The organism is Burkholderia sp. BC1 (genome assembly GCF_052683555.1).
Window position 1 is genome coordinate 1 of record NZ_JBQYLP010000092.1, and the last position, 16,802, is coordinate 16,802.

At 66.9% G+C, this 16,802-nt stretch carries 14 protein-coding genes; 4 read left to right on the forward strand and 10 right to left on the reverse strand.

Annotated features, from left to right (window positions below; genetic code table 11):
* Positions 1 to 236: 236 nt before the first annotated feature.
* Positions 237 to 2,507 carry an NADP-dependent malic enzyme gene (locus ACSHSS_RS27380; protein ID WP_006408265.1) on the forward strand — a complete coding sequence of 757 codons (2,271 nt, stop codon included), beginning with the start codon at positions 237 to 239 and terminating at the stop codon, positions 2,505 to 2,507.
* A 141-nt stretch (positions 2,508 to 2,648) separates the two neighbouring features.
* Here ACSHSS_RS27380 and ACSHSS_RS27385 read toward each other — a convergent pair whose 3' ends face one another.
* Positions 2,649 to 6,239, reverse strand: coding sequence for an indolepyruvate ferredoxin oxidoreductase family protein (locus tag ACSHSS_RS27385; protein ID WP_212160933.1), 3,591 nt, complete (start codon positions 6,237 to 6,239; stop codon positions 2,649 to 2,651).
* A gap of 319 nt (positions 6,240 to 6,558) precedes the next feature.
* Here ACSHSS_RS27385 and ACSHSS_RS27390 point away from each other — a divergent pair, with 319 nt between their 5' ends.
* Complete coding sequence (locus tag ACSHSS_RS27390) at positions 6,559 to 6,753, forward strand: hypothetical protein (protein WP_006401308.1); 195 nt, start codon at positions 6,559 to 6,561, stop codon at positions 6,751 to 6,753.
* A 138-nt stretch (positions 6,754 to 6,891) separates the two neighbouring features.
* Here ACSHSS_RS27390 and hppD read toward each other — a convergent pair whose 3' ends face one another.
* Positions 6,892 to 7,989 (reverse strand): 4-hydroxyphenylpyruvate dioxygenase, encoded by a 1,098-nt coding sequence (gene hppD, locus ACSHSS_RS27395; protein ID WP_006401307.1) that lies wholly within the window; start codon positions 7,987 to 7,989, stop codon positions 6,892 to 6,894.
* Between the two features lie 201 nt (positions 7,990 to 8,190).
* Between hppD and ACSHSS_RS27400 the strand changes: the two genes are divergently transcribed.
* A complete protein-coding gene (locus ACSHSS_RS27400) occupies positions 8,191 to 8,715 on the forward strand; it encodes an Lrp/AsnC family transcriptional regulator (RefSeq protein WP_006401306.1) in 525 nt (174 codons plus the stop codon).
* A 73-nt stretch (positions 8,716 to 8,788) separates the two neighbouring features.
* Here ACSHSS_RS27400 and ACSHSS_RS27405 read toward each other — a convergent pair whose 3' ends face one another.
* From ACSHSS_RS27405 to paaA, 8 genes are all read right to left on the reverse strand, one after another.
* Positions 8,789 to 9,436 (reverse strand): GNAT family N-acetyltransferase, encoded by a 648-nt coding sequence (locus ACSHSS_RS27405; RefSeq protein WP_006401305.1) that lies wholly within the window; start codon positions 9,434 to 9,436, stop codon positions 8,789 to 8,791.
* A gap of 232 nt (positions 9,437 to 9,668) precedes the next feature.
* Complete coding sequence (locus tag ACSHSS_RS27410) at positions 9,669 to 10,274, reverse strand: TetR/AcrR family transcriptional regulator (RefSeq protein WP_006401304.1); 606 nt, start codon at positions 10,272 to 10,274, stop codon at positions 9,669 to 9,671.
* 16 nt (positions 10,275 to 10,290) lie between these two features.
* Entirely contained in the window at positions 10,291 to 11,115 is an 825-nt protein-coding gene (locus ACSHSS_RS27415) for a DUF1835 domain-containing protein (protein ID WP_217089336.1), read from the reverse strand.
* A gap of 131 nt (positions 11,116 to 11,246) precedes the next feature.
* Positions 11,247 to 12,335, reverse strand: a complete 1,089-nt coding sequence (gene paaE, locus ACSHSS_RS27420) for a 1,2-phenylacetyl-CoA epoxidase subunit PaaE (RefSeq protein WP_006401302.1) — start codon at positions 12,333 to 12,335, stop codon at positions 11,247 to 11,249.
* A gap of 1 nt (position 12,336) precedes the next feature.
* Positions 12,337 to 12,900, reverse strand: a complete 564-nt coding sequence (gene paaD, locus ACSHSS_RS27425) for a 1,2-phenylacetyl-CoA epoxidase subunit PaaD (RefSeq protein ID WP_060181869.1) — start codon at positions 12,898 to 12,900, stop codon at positions 12,337 to 12,339.
* 22 nt (positions 12,901 to 12,922) lie between these two features.
* Positions 12,923 to 13,726 carry a 1,2-phenylacetyl-CoA epoxidase subunit PaaC gene (gene paaC, locus ACSHSS_RS27430; protein ID WP_261513490.1) on the reverse strand — a complete coding sequence of 268 codons (804 nt, stop codon included), beginning with the start codon at positions 13,724 to 13,726 and terminating at the stop codon, positions 12,923 to 12,925.
* A gap of 8 nt (positions 13,727 to 13,734) precedes the next feature.
* The gene (paaB, locus tag ACSHSS_RS27435) at positions 13,735 to 14,019 is read right to left on the reverse strand and encodes a 1,2-phenylacetyl-CoA epoxidase subunit PaaB (protein ID WP_006401299.1); all 285 of its coding nucleotides are present in this window, start codon (positions 14,017 to 14,019) and stop codon (positions 13,735 to 13,737) included.
* A 108-nt stretch (positions 14,020 to 14,127) separates the two neighbouring features.
* Complete coding sequence (paaA, locus tag ACSHSS_RS27440; protein WP_006401298.1) at positions 14,128 to 15,126, reverse strand: 1,2-phenylacetyl-CoA epoxidase subunit PaaA; 999 nt, start codon at positions 15,124 to 15,126, stop codon at positions 14,128 to 14,130.
* Positions 15,127 to 15,315: 189 nt separating this feature from the next.
* Between paaA and ACSHSS_RS27445 the strand changes: the two genes are divergently transcribed.
* On the forward strand, positions 15,316 to 16,581 hold the full coding sequence (locus tag ACSHSS_RS27445; RefSeq protein WP_261513492.1) for an SGNH/GDSL hydrolase family protein: 1,266 nt from the start codon (positions 15,316 to 15,318) through the stop codon (positions 16,579 to 16,581).
* Positions 16,582 to 16,802: the final 221 nt, after the last annotated feature.

A 16,802-nucleotide genomic window follows, 5' to 3' on the forward strand; every position in this document is an offset into this window, starting at 1 on the left:
CCTTGCGTCAGCAGCGAAGCTGCGCCCGTTGGGTATTTCCGCAGCCTGCTAGGCGACCCTTAGAAATCGTTCCGTACTTTGCATCTGCTTCTTGCCACCCGCCAAGGTTCGAGGGCGTGCCGACCCGGCGCGCCGCGGCCGTCTCGCAGTCGACCATCCCCTCGATTCACGCAGACGCGGCTCAAGGTGCTGTGTACCGGACCGTCAACATTTCGCATGTCTCTCGCAGGTCAATCATGGACGAACAACTGAAGCAGGCCGCTCTCGCCTATCACCAGAACCCGAAACCCGGCAAGATTTCGGTCACGCCGACCAAGCCGCTGTCGAATCAGCTCGACCTGTCGCTCGCGTATTCGCCGGGCGTCGCGGCCGCGTGCGAGGCGATCCACGCCGATCCGCTCGACGCGCAGAAATACACGTCGCGCGGCAACCTCGTCGGCGTCGTGACGAACGGCACGGCCGTGCTCGGGCTCGGCAACATCGGCCCGCTGGCCGCGAAGCCGGTGATGGAAGGCAAGGGCTGCCTGTTCAAGAAGTTCGCCGGCATCGACGTGTTCGACATCGAACTGTCGGAATCCGACCCCGACAAGCTCGTCGAAGCGATCGCGATGCTCGAGCCGACGCTCGGCGGCATCAACCTCGAGGACATCAAGGCGCCGGAATGCTTCTACATCGAGCAGAAGCTGCGCGAGCGCATGAAGATTCCCGTCTTCCACGACGACCAGCACGGCACGGCGATCATCGCATCGGCCGCGATCCTGAACGGCCTGAAGGTCGTCGGCAAGAACCTCGCGGACGTGAAGCTCGTGTGTTCGGGCGCCGGCGCCGCGGCGATCGCGTGTCTGGACCTGCTCGTGAACCTCGGGCTCACGAAGTCGAACATCCTCGTGACCGATTCGAAGGGCGTGATCTACGAAGGGCGCGGCAATCTCGATCCGTCGAAGCAGCGCTACGCGGCGACGACCGACGCGCGCACGCTCGCCGACGCGATCGTCGGCGCGGACGTGTTCCTCGGCTGCTCGAGCGCAGGCGTGCTGAAGCAGGACATGGTCAAGGCGATGGCCGACAAGCCGCTGATCCTCGCGCTCGCGAACCCGGAGCCGGAAATCCGCCCGGAAGACGCGAAGGCCGTGCGCCCGGACGCGATCGTCGCGACCGGCCGTTCGGACTACCCGAACCAGGTCAACAACGTGCTCTGCTTCCCGTTCATCTTCCGCGGCGCGCTCGACGTCGGCGCGACGACGATCACGGAAGAGATGAAGCTCGCCTGCGTGCGCGCGATCGCGGAGCTGGCGCAGGAAACCGACCAGAGCGAGGAAGTCGCGAAGGCGTATGAAGGCCATTCGCTCGAATTCGGGCCGGAATACCTGATTCCGAAGCCGTTCGATCCGCGCCTGATCATCAAGATCGCGCCGGCCGTCGCGCAGGCCGCGATGGATTCGGGCGTCGCGACGCGTCCGATCCAGGACATGGACGCATACCGCGAACAACTCGGCGCAACGGTGTACCGCACGGGCATGGTGATGCGCCCGGTGTTCGCGACCGCGAAGAAGGCCGCGGCACGCATCGTGTTTGCCGAGGGCGAGGACGAGCGCGTGCTGCGCGCCGCGCAGTTCGTGCTGCTCGAGAAGATCGCGAAGCCGATCATCATCGGCCGTCCGTCGGTCGTCGAGATGCGCCTCGCGAAGATCGGCTCGAAGCTGAAGGCGGGCGTCGATTTCGAGATCGTCAATCCGGAAGACGACACGCGCTACCACCGCTACTGGCAGGCGTACCACGAGATCGGCGCGCGCGACGGCGTGACGCCCGAGGTCGCGAAGGCCGCGCTGCGCAAGTTCAACACGCTGATCGGCGCGATGCTCGTGCACCTGGGCGATGCGGACGGGATGATCTGCGGGATGATCGACACGTACCACAGCCACCTGAAGTTCATCGAGCAGGTGCTGGGCCGCGCGAAGGGCGCCGAGCACTTCGCGGCGATGAACCTGCTGATGCTGCCGGGCCGCAACCTGTTCGTCTGCGACACGTACGTGAACGAACTGCCGAGCGCCGAACAACTCGCCGACATGACGATCCAGGCCGCGGCCGAGATCGAGCGCTTCGGGATCGTGCCGAAGGCCGCGCTGCTGTCGAACTCGAACTTCGGCAGCGCGCCGTCGGCGTCGTCGCGCCGGATGGCCGAGGCCCGCAAGCTGATCGTCGAACGTGCGCCGAACCTCGAGGTCGACGGTGAAATGCACGGCGACGCCGCGCTGTCCGAAGCGGTCCGCAAGGCCGCGTTCCCGGGCACGACGCTGTCGGGCGAAGCGAACCTGCTGATCATGCCGAACGTCGAAGCGGCGAACATCGCGTACAACCTGCTGAAGATGGTCGGCGGCGAAGGCGTGACGGTCGGCCCGTTCCTGCTCGGCGCGGCGAAGCCGGTCCATATCCTGACGCCGGCCGCGACCGTGCGCCGGATCATCAACATGACGGCCGTTGCCGCCGCGAACGTGAACACGAAGTAAGCGTGCGCGCGTGCCGCGCCCTCAGCGCGGCGCAAAGAAAAAGCCACGGAACCCTGCCTTCCGTGGCTTTTTTTATCGCGATCGGCCGGTACGGCAAGCGCGGCGGACGTCCGCCGCGCGAACGCCCGCCGCGCGTCGCGGCTACGCGACCTGCTGACGCGACTGGCCGCCCGTCGGCGAACGCCACTGCGCGAGCAGCGTGTTCCACTTCTGGCGGACGGCGCGCAGGTTGTTGTCCTTCACGTGACCGTAGCCGCGGATGCCGTCCGGCAGCGACGCGAGCTCGACCGCGAGCGGCCGGTTGCCCGCCGTCAGCTTCGCGAGCACCTCGTCGATCAGCGCTTCGTACTCGCCGATCAGCGCGCGCTCGGTGCGCCGTTCTTCGGTGCGGCCGAACGGGTCGAACGCGGTGCCGCGCAGGAACTTCGCCTTCGCGAGCAGCCGGAACGCGGACATCATCCACGGGCCGTACGCCTTCTTCACGAGATGGCCGTGCGCGTCCTTCTTCGCGAACAGCGGCGGCGCGAGATGGAATTTCAGCTTCCAGTCGCCTTCGAACTGCGCGGACAGCCGTGCGAGGAACGCCGGATCGGACTGCAGCCGTGCGACCTCGTATTCGTCCTTGTACGCCATCAGCTTGAACAGGTTGCGCGCGACCGCTTCGGTGAGCGGCTCCTGCATCGCGTCGCCGTCGGCGAGTGCACGCTCGGCGGCGCGCACCTTGTCGACGAACGCCGCATAGCGCGCCGCATAGCCCGCGTTCTGATACGCGGTCAGGAACTCGACGCGCTTCGCGATCAGCGCATCGACGGCCTTCTTCGTGTGCAGCGCGATCACCGTCGCGCCCTGCGCGGCACGCGGTTCGCCGGCCGCGGCCTGCTGCACGCTCGCGAAATCGTGCGCGGCGCGCCGGCCCCACTCGAACGCCGCGCGGTTCTTGTCGACCGACACGCCGTTCAGCTCGATCGCGCGCTGCAGCGACGCGAGCGTCAGCGGCAGCCAGCCCTTCTGCCACGCGTAGCCGAGCACGAACGGATTCGTGTAGATCGCGTCGCCGAGCAGCGCGACCGCGAAGCGGTTCGCATCGACGAAGTCGACCATGTCGCCGGCCGCGGTGCGGATGTCGTGCTCGGCGGACACGCCCGGGAACGCCCAGTTCGGGTTCTTGATGAACTCGGCCGTCGGCGTCTGCGCGCTGTTGACGACCACGCGCGTCGCGCCGTGCCGCATCCGCGACGTGCATTCGTCGCCGGCCGTCACGATCGCGTCGCAGCCGATCACGAGATCGGCTTCGCCCATCGCGATGCGCGTCGCGTGGATGTCGGTCGGCGTGTGCGAGATCTGCACGTGGCTCATCACCGCGCCGCCTTTCTGCGCGAGACCCGTCACGTCGAGCACGGTCACGCCCTTGTTTTCGAGGTGCGCGGCCATCCCGAGCAGCGCGCCGATCGTGACGACGCCCGTGCCGCCGACGCCGGTGACGAGCACGCCGTACGCACGGTCGATCGCCGGCAGCGCCGGTTCGGGGATCGGCGGCAGCGCGCTACCGTCGACGGCGACGGCCTTCGGCCTCTTCAGCTGGCCGCCCTCGACCGTGACGAAGCTCGGGCAGAAGCCCTTCACGCACGAGAAGTCCTTGTTGCAGCTCGACTGGTTGATCTGGCGCTTCGTGCCGAATTCGGTTTCGAGCGGCTCGACCGACAGGCAGTTCGACTGCACCGAGCAGTCGCCGCAGCCTTCGCACACCGCGTCGTTGATCACGACGCGCTTGGCCGGATCCGGATACGCGCCGCGCTTGCGGCGACGGCGCTTTTCGGTCGCGCAGGTCTGGTCGTAGATCAGGATCGTCGTGCCTTCGATCTCGCGCAGCTCGCGCTGCACGTCGTCGAGCTGGTCGCGATGATGGATCGTCACGCCGGGTGCGAGCAGCGCCTTCTGGCTGTCGTACTTCTCGGGCTCGTCGGTGACGATCACGATCTTCTTCGCGCCTTCGGACGCGAGCTGGTGCGTGATCTGCGGCACGGTCAGCACGCCGTCGACCGGCTGGCCGCCCGTCATCGCGACCGCATCGTTGTACAGGATCTTGTACGTGATGTTCGCCTTCGACGAGATCGCCGCGCGGATCGCGAGTAGGCCCGAGTGGAAATAGGTGCCGTCGCCGAGGTTCGCGAACACGTGCTTTTCGTCGGTGAACGGCGCCTGGCCGATCCACGGCACGCCTTCGCCGCCCATCTGGCTGAAGGTGCTCGTGTTGCGGTCCATCCAGACGGTCATGTAGTGGCAACCGATGCCGGCGATCGCGCGCGAGCCTTCCGGCACGTTGGTCGACGTGTTGTGCGGGCATCCCGAGCAGAACCACGGCTTGCGCTCGGTCTGCACGTGCGGCTTCGCGAGCGCCATTTCCTTCGCGTTGATCACCGCGATGCGCGCGGCGATGCGCGCGCGCACGTCGGACGGCAGCTCGAACTTCTCGAGGCGCGTCGCGATCGCCTTCGCGATGATCGCAGGCGACAGCTCGTAATGCGCGGGCAGCAGCCAGTTGCCCATCGGCACCGACCATTCGCCGCCGGCGCCGTCCTTTTCGTCGAACTTGCCGTACACGCGCGGGCGCTGCGCGTCCGGCCAGTTGTACAGCTCTTCCTTGATCGCGTATTCGAGGATCTGGCGCTTTTCCTCGACGACCAGAATTTCGTCGAGGCCGCGCGCAAACGCCTGCGCGCCCTGCGCTTCGAGCGGCCAGACGCAGCCGACCTTGTAGAGCCGGATGCCGATCCGCGCGCAGGTTTCGTCGTCGAGGCCGAGGTCGGTCAGCGCCTGGCGCACGTCCAGATAGGCCTTGCCGCCCGTCATGATGCCGAAGCGCGCGTGCGGCGAATCGATCTCGATGCGGTCGAGCTTGTTCGCGCGCACGTAGGCGAGCGCCGCGTACCACTTGTAATCGAGCAGCCGCGCTTCCTGCACGAGCGGCGGGTCCGGCCAGCGGATGTTGAGCCCGCCTTCCGGCATGACGAAGTCGGTCGGCAGCAGGATCTCGGTGCGGTGCGGGTCGATGTCGACCGACGCCGACGATTCGACGACGTCCGTCACGCACTTCAGCGCGACCCAGAGCCCCGAGTACCGGCTCATCGCCCAGCCGTGCAGCCCGAAGTCGAGGTATTCCTGCACGTTCGACGGGAACAGCACCGGCAGCCCGCAGGCCTTGAAGATGTGCTCGGACTGATGCGCGAGCGTCGAGGACTTCGCCGCATGGTCGTCGCCGGCGAGCACCAGCACGCCGCCGTGCTTCGACGAGCCGGCCGAGTTCGCGTGCTTGAATACGTCGCCGGTGCGGTCGACGCCCGGGCCCTTGCCGTACCACATGCCGAACACGCCGTCGTACTTCGCGCCGGGATACAGGTTGACCTGCTGCGAGCCCCACACGGCGGTCGCGGCGAGATCTTCGTTGAGGCCGGGCTGGAAAACGATCTGATGGGCGGCCAGATGCTGCTTGGCCTTCCAGAGCGACAGGTCGAGGCCGCCGAGCGGCGAGCCGCGATAGCCGGAGATGAAGCCGGCCGTATTGAGGCCGGCGGCGCGGTCGCGTTCCTGCTGGAGCATCGGCAGGCGCACGAGCGCCTGGATGCCGCTCATGTAAGCGCGGCCGCGCTCGAGCGTGTATTTGTCGTCAAGCGTGACGGACTTTAGCGCGGCTTCGAGCGACGCGCGTTGGCCTGCGTCTAGCGGGGCATTCATTAACAGTCTCCTCCACCCAGTTTGGGATCACCAAAACTTCGAGTGCGTCGGCGTCTTGTGAACGCGTCGGCAGTGGCCGGCATATTGGCCGGTTTTAAGTGATGGTAGCACTGGGATAAACCCGCCGCCCATCGGCGCTACTGCCGCACTGCATCAACGGGCGGGGGGCGGCGCACCCGTTACAGCATGTAAAAGCATGTAAAGCTGGCCCCATCTTCGTGCAAACGCCGTTAATCTTGTCGGCCTGCCGGAGGTGCCCGGTCGCGTCGACACGCTGTCGAGGCACGGGGAGGCGCCGGCAGTCTTAAAAGGAGGTGCAATGAACACGCGTCATATCCAGAGTTTCCTGATCGTGTCCGCCGCGTTTTTCGCGATGACCGGCCCGGTGCGCGCGCAAGGCGCGAGCGCACTGGCGGCCGCCGGCGCGCAGATGCGTCAGACCGCGTCGGCGCAGAATGCCGATGCGCAGCCGGCCGTCGCGCGCGCCGCGGCGTCGAAGGCGAGCGTGCGTTGATGCGATCGCGCGGCAGCGCGCCGCGCCGAAAACGAACAAAGGGCGGGAATCGTGCGATTCCCGCCCTTTTTGTTTGTGCGGCCGGGCCGGACGCCGGCGCGCGGCCGCGCGCACCGGCCCGTTCCCTCAGGCCTGGCGTCAGGCCTTGTCCTGCACGACGCCGCGGCGGATCTGATCGAGCTCGATCGATTCGAACAGCGCCTTGAAGTTGCCCTCGCCGAAGCCCTGATTGCCCTTGCGCTGGATGATCTCGAAGAAGATCGGCCCGATCTGGTTTTCGGTGAAGATCTGCAGCAGCAGATCGTCGCGTGCGCCGTCGATCAGGATCTTGCGCTTCTTCAGCTCTTCCAGCGATTCGCCGTGGTTCGGCACGCGGCGATCGACCAGTTCGTAATAGGTGTCGATCGTGTCGAGCAGCTTCACTTCCTTGCTGCGCAGGCCGTCGACCGCCCCATAGATGTCGTTGGTGCCGAGCGCGATGTGCTGAATGCCTTCGCCGTGGTACGCGTCCAGGTATTCCTGGATCTGGCCTGCGGTGTCCGAGCCTTCCTCGTTGATCGGGATGCGGATCTTGCCGCACGGCGACGTCATCGCCTTCGACTTCACACCCGTCACCTTGCCTTCGATATCGAAGTAGCGCACTTCGCGGAAGTTGAACAGGCGTTCGTAGAACTCCGCCCATTCCTGCATGCGGCCGCGATGCACGTTGTGCGTCAGGTGGTCAATGTACGTGAGCCCGTGACCGACCGGGTTCGGCTCGGCGCCGGGGATCGGCTCGAAGTCGACGTCGTAGATGCTGATGTCGCCGATCGCGCCCGGCTGCGCGCCGTTCTTGCCGCGCCAGCGGTCGACGAAGTAGATCAGCGAATCGCCGATACCCTTGATCGCCGGGATGTTCAGCTCCATCGGGCCCGTCTTGTTGTCGAAGCCCCATGCGCCGAGTTCGAGCGCGCGCTTGTATGCCTTCGCGGCGTCCTGCACGCGAAACGCGATCGCGCAGATCGACGGGCCGTGCAGCCGCGCGAAGCGCTGCGCGAACGAGTCGGGCTCGGCGTTGATGATGAAGTTGATGTCGCCCTGGCGGTAGACCGTCACGTCCTTGTGACGGTGACGCGCGATCGCGGTGAAACCCATCCGTTCGAACAGTTGTCCGAGCGCCTTCGGGTCCGGTGCCGTGTATTCGATGAATTCGAAGCCGTCGGTGCCGACGGGGTTGTCCCAGGTGGGGATCTGCATGCGTGTCTCCTGAGTCGGCCGCGGCGATGCGGAGCGCCGTCGGTCCTGTGTCGAGGGTGGTGCGCGCCGATGGCGCGCGAAACGATCGAGTACGTGCGACAAAGTGTAGCGGGCCGCGTGGAGCGTAAACTTGCGAACTTGGTCGCGCGATCCTACGATGGCGCAATTTCCAGTCTCGAAACGACTTTCGGAGGGCAGAAGATGGCGCAGGTCGAATTGGACGCGATCGACCGGCGGATCCTCGCGATTCTTCAGGAGAACGGCCGCCTGTCGAACCAGGAGATCGCCGAGCGCGTGAACCTGTCGCCGAGCCCGTGTCTGCGGCGAATCCGCCGCCTCGAGGAGATCGGCGTGATCACGGGCTACGTCGCGCTGCTCGACCCGCAGAAACTCGGGCTCGACTTGCTCGCGTACGTGAGCGTGCGGCTCGAGAAGCGCGGCGGCGTCGTGCCGGTGCGCGCGGACGAAACGGCGGCGCGCGCGGGCGCGACGCACGCGGAGCTGTTCCGCGCGGCCGTGCAGGCCTGGCCGGAAGTCGTCGCGTGCCACGCGATGACGGGCGATATGGATTACCTGCTGCGCGTGCAGGTGGAGGACATGGCGCATTTCTCCCGCTTCGTGCAGGAGCAGTTGCTGCACCATCCGTCGGTGATCGACGTGAAAACGAGCTTTTCGCTCGAATGCTTCAAGGAGACGACGGCGCTGCCGATCCGGTCGATGCGCTAGCTGCGGCGGGAAGGCGGGAGGGGGAAGCGAGAACCGCCGGGCGCGAGCGACGCGCCGCGGCGGAGCACTGGCGTTACGCGCTGAGCGCGGCGGGCATCAGCGATTCGATGAACTTCGACGCGCGGTGCGCCTGGCGCTTCATCGCATAGTCGAACACGGCGGCCTGTTCCTGCAGCATTTCGGCGAGGATCGTCGAGTGGTCGGCCGGCGCCAGCGACAGATACGCGTCGGCTTCGCCGTACGCATACTCGATGCGCATGCCGGACTTCTTGGCGATGTGCATCATCGTCGCGTTGCGCGACAGGCAGTGCATGTACAGCGTCGTCACGCGCGTGTTGCGGCTGCGGATCGCCGCGCGCTCGAACAGCTTCGTGCCGACGCCGCGGCCGCGCGCGCGTTCGAGCACCGACACGCCGAATTCGGCCGTCCGCTTGTCGCCGTCGGCCGGCAGATAGGCGAGGTGACCGACGCCGATCAGCTCGAGATCATGGTCGAACACGCCGAACACGGTATCGCGGCCGAAGTCGATCGTGCGCACGTAGTTTTCGATCACGTGGTCGGGCACCATCTGGCCGAAGCGCAGCAGGCGGTCGTCCTCGTTCAGCGACAGAAAATGGGTGAGCATCTGCTCACGGTCTTTGGAAGCCAGTTCCCTGACGAGAACCGGCGCATTACCGGCGGTGCCGACGACATCGGCCGAGCCGTGGAATTGCGTGTTCATCGTGGGTTCCTCAATGGTGACCGTACAGCGGGTTGTGCAACGCAGCAGCATTTTACCCGAGTGTTTGGGTCAGGATTGGGGAAAACCCGTATATTCTGTCGAGGGTGAATTCTAAATGCGCTTAGTTCATAACGTAAGCCGCTGATTTTAAACGCATTAAAAATTCATCGTATGAAATGCCGAGAGGGCGGTGTGGCTGTGCACACCGCGCAACGGATGCTGCCCTGCGGCATCACGCGGCCGACGACAGCCCGCGCTCGATCATGTCGATCACCTGTTCGGCGAAGTCGCGGTAGCCGAGGCGGCCGCCCGGCTTCAGCCACGTGAACGTCCAGTTGATCATCCCGAACACCATCATCGTCACCGACGTCTGGTTTTCCTTCGAGATGCGGTCCGGGTAGGCGCGCGCGAGCTGCCGCGCGAAGGCTGCGACGATGTCGCGCTGCCGGTCGAGCACGATTTCGCGCTGCGCATCCTCGAGATACTTCACGTCGTTGAGCAGCGCGACGTGCCGGCTGTGCGACGTCTCGTATTCGGCGAGGAACGCGCGCACCAGCTCGGCGAACGCCTCGCGCTCGCTGAGCCCGCGCCGCTGGCTCGTCCCTTCGACTTCCGCGATGATCAGCATCAGCCGCTTCGTGTAGCGGTCGAGCAGGTCGAACAGGATCGCTTCCTTGCTCTCGTAATAGTGATAGAGGCGTGCCTTCGACGTGCCGCTCGCGGTCGCGAGATCGGACATCGACGTGCTCGGGTAGCTCGTCTGCGCGAACTTTTCGGCGGCGAGATCGAGGATCTGCTCGCGCTGGGATTCGTGGTCGGGCGCTCGGGTACGGGCCATGGTCGAATGCGGAAGATTAGCGGGATGCGTTCGCCGCGCGGGCGGCGCGCACGTGCGTGAAGGAGAGGGCGGCCGGCGCATCGTCCTGCAGCTCGAGCCGGCCGACCGCGGCCAGTTCGCGGCAGCGCCACCACGCGACGGCGTCGCTGACGAACAGTCCGCCGCGATCGGCCTCGGCCATGATGCGGCCGACGAGCTGCCGCGCCGGCTGCCAGTCGGCGCTCGCGCGCGCGACGATCTGCGCGTCGAGGTCCGCATAGTGGCCGCTCTTGATCGTGTTGCTGATCCAGTAGCGCAGCTCGGCGTTCAGATGTTTGGCCTCCTGCCATTCGAGCGCGAGGCGGCCGATCCGCAAGACCGAGATCGGCGCGGCGGCAGGCCGCCGCTTGCCGAGCTGCGCCGGCGAGAACATGCCCGTCGAACAGGCGTGGTCCGCGCGTGCGAGTGCGGTGCGCTGCGTCGCGTCGAGGTCGGCGGCCGACAGCCGCACTTCGTTCAGTCGTTGCGGGACACTGCGCAGGTGATAGGCGACGCGGCGCAGCAGCAGCTTGTCGCCGACGCACGGCGCGTGCCACACGACGACCTGGCCGGTGTCCGTGGCGAGCTGGTCGAGTCGCGCGAATTCGCCTTCGATCTCCGCTTTCCAGTCGGGGATCTGGTCGCCGAGCACGCGTTGCCAGAACGCGGCGCGCACGTCCCACGTCTCGTCGGCACCCTTCAACGGGCCGACGCCGAGGTCGTCGAGCAACCCGACGACGCGCTCGTCGCGTCCGGCTGCCGCGAGCGCTTCGCGCAGCGACGCGGCGGCGGTGCCGCCCTGAATCACGTGAATGGTACTCATCGGCCTGTCGTCAACAAAAGAAAACCGCCGGCCGGGCGGACGCTGCAAGCTGTCCGACCGGCCGGCGGCCCCTAGTGTAAGCGAGATGTGTGACGACGAGAAACCGGCGCCGCGTCTCGATGCGCGGCCGATCAACGCTCGTCGAAGCTCACGACGACCTTGTCGCTGACCGGATGGCACTGGCACGTCAGCACGAAGCCGTCGTTCACCTCGTGCTCCTCGAGCGTGTAGTTCTTCTCCATCCGTACTTCGCCTTCGAGCACCTTCGCGCGGCACGTGCAGCACACGCCGCCCTTGCACGCATACGGCAGCGCGAGGCCGGCGCGCAGGCCGACGTCGAGCAGGCTCACGCCTTCGTACGGCAGACGCAGCTTGCGCTTCTTGCCGTCGAGCACGATCTCGAGATCGGCGGCCGGCGTCTGTTCGGTGATCTCGACGACCGGCACGCCTGCCTGCGGCAGCGGCGTGCCGAAGCGCTCGACGTGTACCTTCGCCGGCGGCACGCCGGCCGCCTTCAGCGCGGCTTCGGCCGCATCCATCATCGGCGCCGGGCCGCAGATGAACGCTTCGTCGATCGAATCGGCCGGCACCAGCGTGTCGAGGAACGCCGCGCACTTCGCCTGGTCGAGCACGCCGTTGAACAGCTCGACGTCCTGCAGATCGTCCGACAGCACGTGATAGAGGACGAAGCGGTTCATGTAGCGGTTCTTCAGGTCCTCGAGCTCTTCCGCGAACATGATCGCGTCGACGCTGCGGTTGCCGTAGATCAGCGTGAACGTGCTGCGCGGCTCGAGTTCGAGCGTCGTCTTCACGATCGCGAGCACCGGCGTGATGCCCGAGCCGCCAGAGAACGCGACGTACTGCTTGCCGTGATCGGCGTTCAGATGCGTGAAGAAGCGGCCGTCCGGCGTCATCACGTCGATCGTGTGGCCGGGCTTGAGCGTGTCGAACGCGAAGTTCGAGAAGCGGCCGCCGCGCACGCGTTTGATGCCGATGCGCAGCTCGCCGTCGCGATCGTAGTCGGTCGTGCCGACGCAGATCGAATACGAGCGGCGCGTCTCCTCGCCGTCGATATGCGTCTTCAGCGTGACGAACTGGCCCTGCGTGAAGCGGTACGCGTCGCGCAGCTCCGGCGGCACCTCGAAGGAGACGGTCACGGCGTCGGCGGTCTCGGGCCGCACGTCGCGGATACGCAGCGGATGAAATTGCGGGGTCGCCATATCAGTAAGGTTTGAAGTAGTCGAAGGGTTCGCGGCAGTCGACGCAGCGGTACAGCGCCTTGCAGGCCGTCGACGCGAACTGCGCGAGACGCTCGGTGTTCGCGGAACCGCAGCGCGGGCAAACCGGCGCCGCGACCGGCCGCGGCACGAAGCGCACGACGTTTTCGCGCGGCGCGGCGCTGCCGCACTGGCCGACGGGCGGCGCGATGCCGTAGGCGCGCAGCTTCTCGCGCGCGTCCTGCGTGATCCAGTCGGTCGTCCACGCGGGCGCGAGCACCGTCTCGATCCGGTGCGACGGCAGGCCGGCGCCCTGCAGCGCGGCCGCGATGTCTTCGGCGATCTGCGACATCGCCGGGCAGCCCGAGTAGGTCGGCGTGATCACGACTTCGAGCGTGCCGTCGGCGGCGCGGCGCACGTCGCGCAGGATGCCGAGCTCGCGGATCGACACGACCGGAATCTCCGGATCGGGTACGGCTTCGAGCACGTCCCACGCGCGCGCGAGCAGCGGATCGTCGTGGTGCGCGCCGGGCGCGGCGTGCGTGGGGGCGGCGGTCTCGATGGACATGCGTCGGCTCCGTCGTCGCGGGTTACCAGGTCGCGCCCGGATGCTGGCGCGCGAGGCTCTGCATTTCGGCGAGCAGGTAACCCATGTGTTCCGAGTGTCCGCCCTGCTTGCCGGTCGGCACGTGCTGCACGGGCGCCGGCAGCGCGAGCGTCGCTTCGGCCAGTGCGGCTTCGACGTCGGCGCGCCACGCGGACTCGAGCGACGCCGGCGCGGGCCCGATGCCCTGCGCGGCGATCGCTGCGTCGATCGCGTCGGTCGCGAAGAATTCACGCGTGTACGGCATCAGGTAGTCGAGCGCGGCCTGCGCGCGGCGATGCGATTCGTCGGTGCCGTCGCCGAAGCGCACGAGCCATTCGCGCGCGTGCTGCACGTGATAACGCGTTTCCTTCACCGACTTCGCGGCGATCGCGGCGAGCTGCGCGTCGGTCGACGTTTCGAGCGCGCTCCATACGTGCAGCATCAGCGTCGCGTAGAGGAAATTGCGCACGATCGTGACCGCGTAATCCTTGTCGGCGTGCGCGGTGCCCGCGAGCGGTCCGTAGTGCGGCAGCTCGGCCAGCGTGAAGTTCGCGAACTCGCGTTCGGTGCGGAAGTAGGCGTAATCGTCCTCGGTCTTCGTCGCGCCGTTCAGCTGGCGTTCGAGTTCGGCCGCGTGCGTGTACAGCATGCGCGCCTGGCCGATCAGGTCGAGGCTCATGTTGGTGAGCGCGATGTCTTCCTCGAGGACCGGGCCGTGACCGCACCACTCGGCGTTGCGCTGACCGAGGATCAGCGCGTTGTCCGCGAGGCGCAGCACGTAGGAAAGGTGTTCGGGCGTGATCGTCATGGCGCGCGTTACATGTGGTTGACTTCGTCGGGCAGCGTGTAGAACGTCGGATGGCGATAGATCTTGTCGCCGGCCGGTTCGAACATTTCGGCCTTCTCGTTCGGATCCGATGCGGTGATCGCCGACGACGGCACCACCCAGATGCTCACGCCTTCCTGGCGGCGCGTGTAGACGTCGCGCGCCATGCGCAGCGCCATCGTCGCGTCGGCCGCGTGCAGGCTGCCGCAGTGCTTGTGATCGAGGCCCTGCTTGCTGCGCACGAACACTTCCCAGATCGGCCATTCCTTGTTCATCTTTCTCTCCTGTGGGCCGGCTTTGCGCGCGCGGCGCGAGCCGGTCCGATGCAATGCTGTGTTGAATTCGGTCGGTGGGCCGGCACGCACGGTGCCGGCGCGTGCCGTTTATGCCGCGTGCTGTTCGGCGCGCGCGCGGCGTTTCGCTTCGTACGCAAGCGCGGCTTCGCGGACCCACGCGCCGTCTTCGTGCGCCTTCACGCGCGTTGCGAGGCGTTCCTTGTTGCAGGGGCCGTCGCCGTTGACGACTCGCCAGAATTCGTCCCAGTCGATCGCGCCGTAGTCGTAGTGGCCGCGCGCCTCGTTCCATTTCAGATCCGGGTCGGGCAGCGTGACGCCGAGCACCTTCGCCTGCTCGACCGTCGCGTCGACGAACTTCTGCCGCAGATCGTCGTTCGAGATCCGCTTGATGCCCCATTTCGCGGACTGATGGCTGTGGACCGAATCGGCGTCGCTCGGGCCGAACATCATCAGCACCGGCCACCACCAGCGGTTCACGGCCTGCTGGACCATCGCGCGCTGCGCGTCGGTGCCCTTCATCATCGTCAGCAATGCATCGAAGCCCTGGCGCTGATGGAACGACTCCTCCTTGCAGACGCGGATCATCGCGCGCGCGTACGGGCCGTACGTGCAGCGGCACAGCGGCACCTGGTTCATGATCGCGGCGCCGTCGACGAGCCAGCCGATCACGCCGACGTCGGCCCAGGTCGGCGTCGGATAGTTGAAGATGCTCGAATATTTGGCCTTGCCTGCGTGCAGCGCGTCGATCAGCGACTCGCGCGAGACGCCGAGCGTTTCGACCGCGCTATATAGATAGAGGCCGTGGCCCGCTTCGTCCTGCACCTTGGCGAGCAGGATCGCCTTGCGCTTCAGGCTCGGCGCGCGCGTGATCCAGTTGCCTTCCGGCAGCATGCCGACCACTTCCGAGTGCGCGTGCTGCGAGATCTGGCGGATCAGCGTCTTCCGATAGGCGTCCGGCATCCAGTCCTGCGGTTCGATCTTGCCGTCCGCGGCCATCACCGCGTCGAACCGCGCCTGCTCGGGCGACTCGGCTGCGGCGTCGAGCGGCGCGACGTTGCCGGGAATGTCGAGGGATTGCGTGTACATGGCGAGCGCTCTCGTCCGGTTGAATGTGTGCGAAGTATAAGCCAACCGACCGGTCGGTTAATAAATTTGTTGCGGAATTTCGATGAGGTGCGGGTAAACCACAGGCGTCAGGGTGCGATCGCATGCCGGCGCGCGATCGGTCGCGCTTCTTCTGCGGCACAATGCCCGCTTTCCGATGAGGATTTGCCGATGTCATTCCGAAGCAGTCTGGCGGCGACCGTGCTGGGCGCCTCCGTTCTTTTGTCGCCGTTCGCGGTCTGCGCGGCGCCGGCCGGCTGGGTGGCCGCGTGGGCGACTGCGCTGCAGCCGATTCCCGAGCTGGCCTCGCCGCCGCCGTTGTACCGGGCACCCGACGTCGCGGGGCGCACCGTCCGCCAGATCGTCTATCCGACCGCATCGGGCCGCGCGGCGCGCATTCGCGTGAGCAATGCGTATGGCCGCTCGCCGCTGGTGATCGAGGCGGCGAGCCTCGGCCGTGCCGGCGAAGGCGCGGCGCTCGCGGACGGTGCGGCCGCGCCGGTGCGGTTCGGCGGCAAGGCTTCGGTGACGCTCGCGCCGGGACAGGAACTCGATAGCGATCCGGTCGCGCTGGACGTCGTGGCTGGCCGGCCGTATGCGATCAGCTTCCATATGGGACCGAAGCAGCGGATGACGGTCTGGCACCGCGTGTCGAACCAGCTGAATTACGTGTCGAGTGCCGGCGACCATGTGAACGACGCGGGCGCCGCGGCATTTCGCACGCGCTTTACGCAGTACGCGTGGGTGACGGAGCTGGCGGTCGAGGCGGGCGGGGCGCATGCGAGCGTCGCGGCGATCGGCGATTCGATCACCGACGGCTTGCGGTCGAGCCTGAATCGGAACCGCCGTTGGCCGGACGCGTTCGCGCGTCGGCTGGCGGACGCCGGCGCGACGTCGATCGGCGTCGTGAACCTCGGGATCAGCGGCAACCGGCTGCTCAGCGATTCGCCGTGCTACGGCGCGGCGCTGGCATCGCGATTCGAGCGCGATGCGCTGTCGCGCGCCGGCGTGAAGGCGGCAATCGTGCTGATCGGGATCAACGACATCAATTTCGCGGCGATGCCGCCGCGCGCGGGGCTCGATTGCGACGATCCGCACACGCAGGTCACGGCCGCGGCGCTGATCGACGGCTATCGCCGACTGATCGACGCGGCGCATCGGCGCGGCGTGAAGGTGTTCGGCGCGACGCTGACGCCCGCCGACTTGCCGCCGGCGCGTGAGGCGATCCGTCTGGAGGTGAACCGATGGATCCGGAGTGGCGGCGCGTTCGACGGTGTCGTCGACTTCGACGCGGCGCTGCGCGACGCGGCGCGCCCGAGCGTGCTGCAGCACCGGTACGACAGCGGGGACGGGATTCATCCGAGCGACGCGGGCTATGCGGCGATGGCCGAAGCGGTGCCGCTGGAGCGGCTGAAGGCGATTGCGGCTGGCGAGTAGCGCGCGCTCTTATATATATGGGAGACGTGGCGGCGCGATGCCGACCAGGCTCGGTCCCGAATCTTTAGCTCGAGCGCGCGGGCGGAGGACGCGGCTCAACGCTCGAGCTTGTGACTCCGCCGAACCCGCGCGTCGTCGCCCCGAAGCCTCCGTGCGCGGCAGCGCACGGAGGCTTTTAAAAATATTTTCACAAACCGCTTGCGCGTTGGGCGTGGGGTGCA

Bases quoted from the DNA above. Each gene is read 5' to 3' on its own strand.
- ACSHSS_RS27400 (WP_006401306.1), top strand. From the start codon at position 8,191: ATGGCGCAGGTCGAATTGGACGCGATCGACCGGCGGATCCTCGCGATT.
- ACSHSS_RS27405 (WP_006401305.1), bottom strand. From the start codon at position 9,436: ATGAACACGCAATTCCACGGCTCGGCCGATGTCGTCGGCACCGCCGGT.
- paaA (WP_006401298.1), bottom strand. From the start codon at position 15,126: ATGTACACGCAATCCCTCGACATTCCCGGCAACGTCGCGCCGCTCGAC.
- ACSHSS_RS27385 (WP_212160933.1), bottom strand. From the start codon at position 6,239: ATGAATGCCCCGCTAGACGCAGGCCAACGCGCGTCGCTCGAAGCCGCG.
- paaE (WP_006401302.1), bottom strand. From the start codon at position 12,335: ATGGCGACCCCGCAATTTCATCCGCTGCGTATCCGCGACGTGCGGCCC.
- ACSHSS_RS27445 (WP_261513492.1), top strand. From the start codon at position 15,316: ATGTCATTCCGAAGCAGTCTGGCGGCGACCGTGCTGGGCGCCTCCGTT.
- paaD (WP_060181869.1), bottom strand. From the start codon at position 12,900: ATGTCCATCGAGACCGCCGCCCCCACGCACGCCGCGCCCGGCGCGCAC.
- paaB (WP_006401299.1), bottom strand. From the start codon at position 14,019: ATGAACAAGGAATGGCCGATCTGGGAAGTGTTCGTGCGCAGCAAGCAG.
- ACSHSS_RS27390 (WP_006401308.1), top strand. From the start codon at position 6,559: ATGAACACGCGTCATATCCAGAGTTTCCTGATCGTGTCCGCCGCGTTT.
- paaC (WP_261513490.1), bottom strand. From the start codon at position 13,726: ATGACGATCACGCCCGAACACCTTTCCTACGTGCTGCGCCTCGCGGAC.
- hppD (WP_006401307.1), bottom strand. From the start codon at position 7,989: ATGCAGATCCCCACCTGGGACAACCCCGTCGGCACCGACGGCTTCGAA.
- ACSHSS_RS27410 (WP_006401304.1), bottom strand. From the start codon at position 10,274: ATGGCCCGTACCCGAGCGCCCGACCACGAATCCCAGCGCGAGCAGATC.
- ACSHSS_RS27415 (WP_217089336.1), bottom strand. From the start codon at position 11,115: ATGAGTACCATTCACGTGATTCAGGGCGGCACCGCCGCCGCGTCGCTG.
- ACSHSS_RS27380 (WP_006408265.1), top strand. From the start codon at position 237: ATGGACGAACAACTGAAGCAGGCCGCTCTCGCCTATCACCAGAACCCG.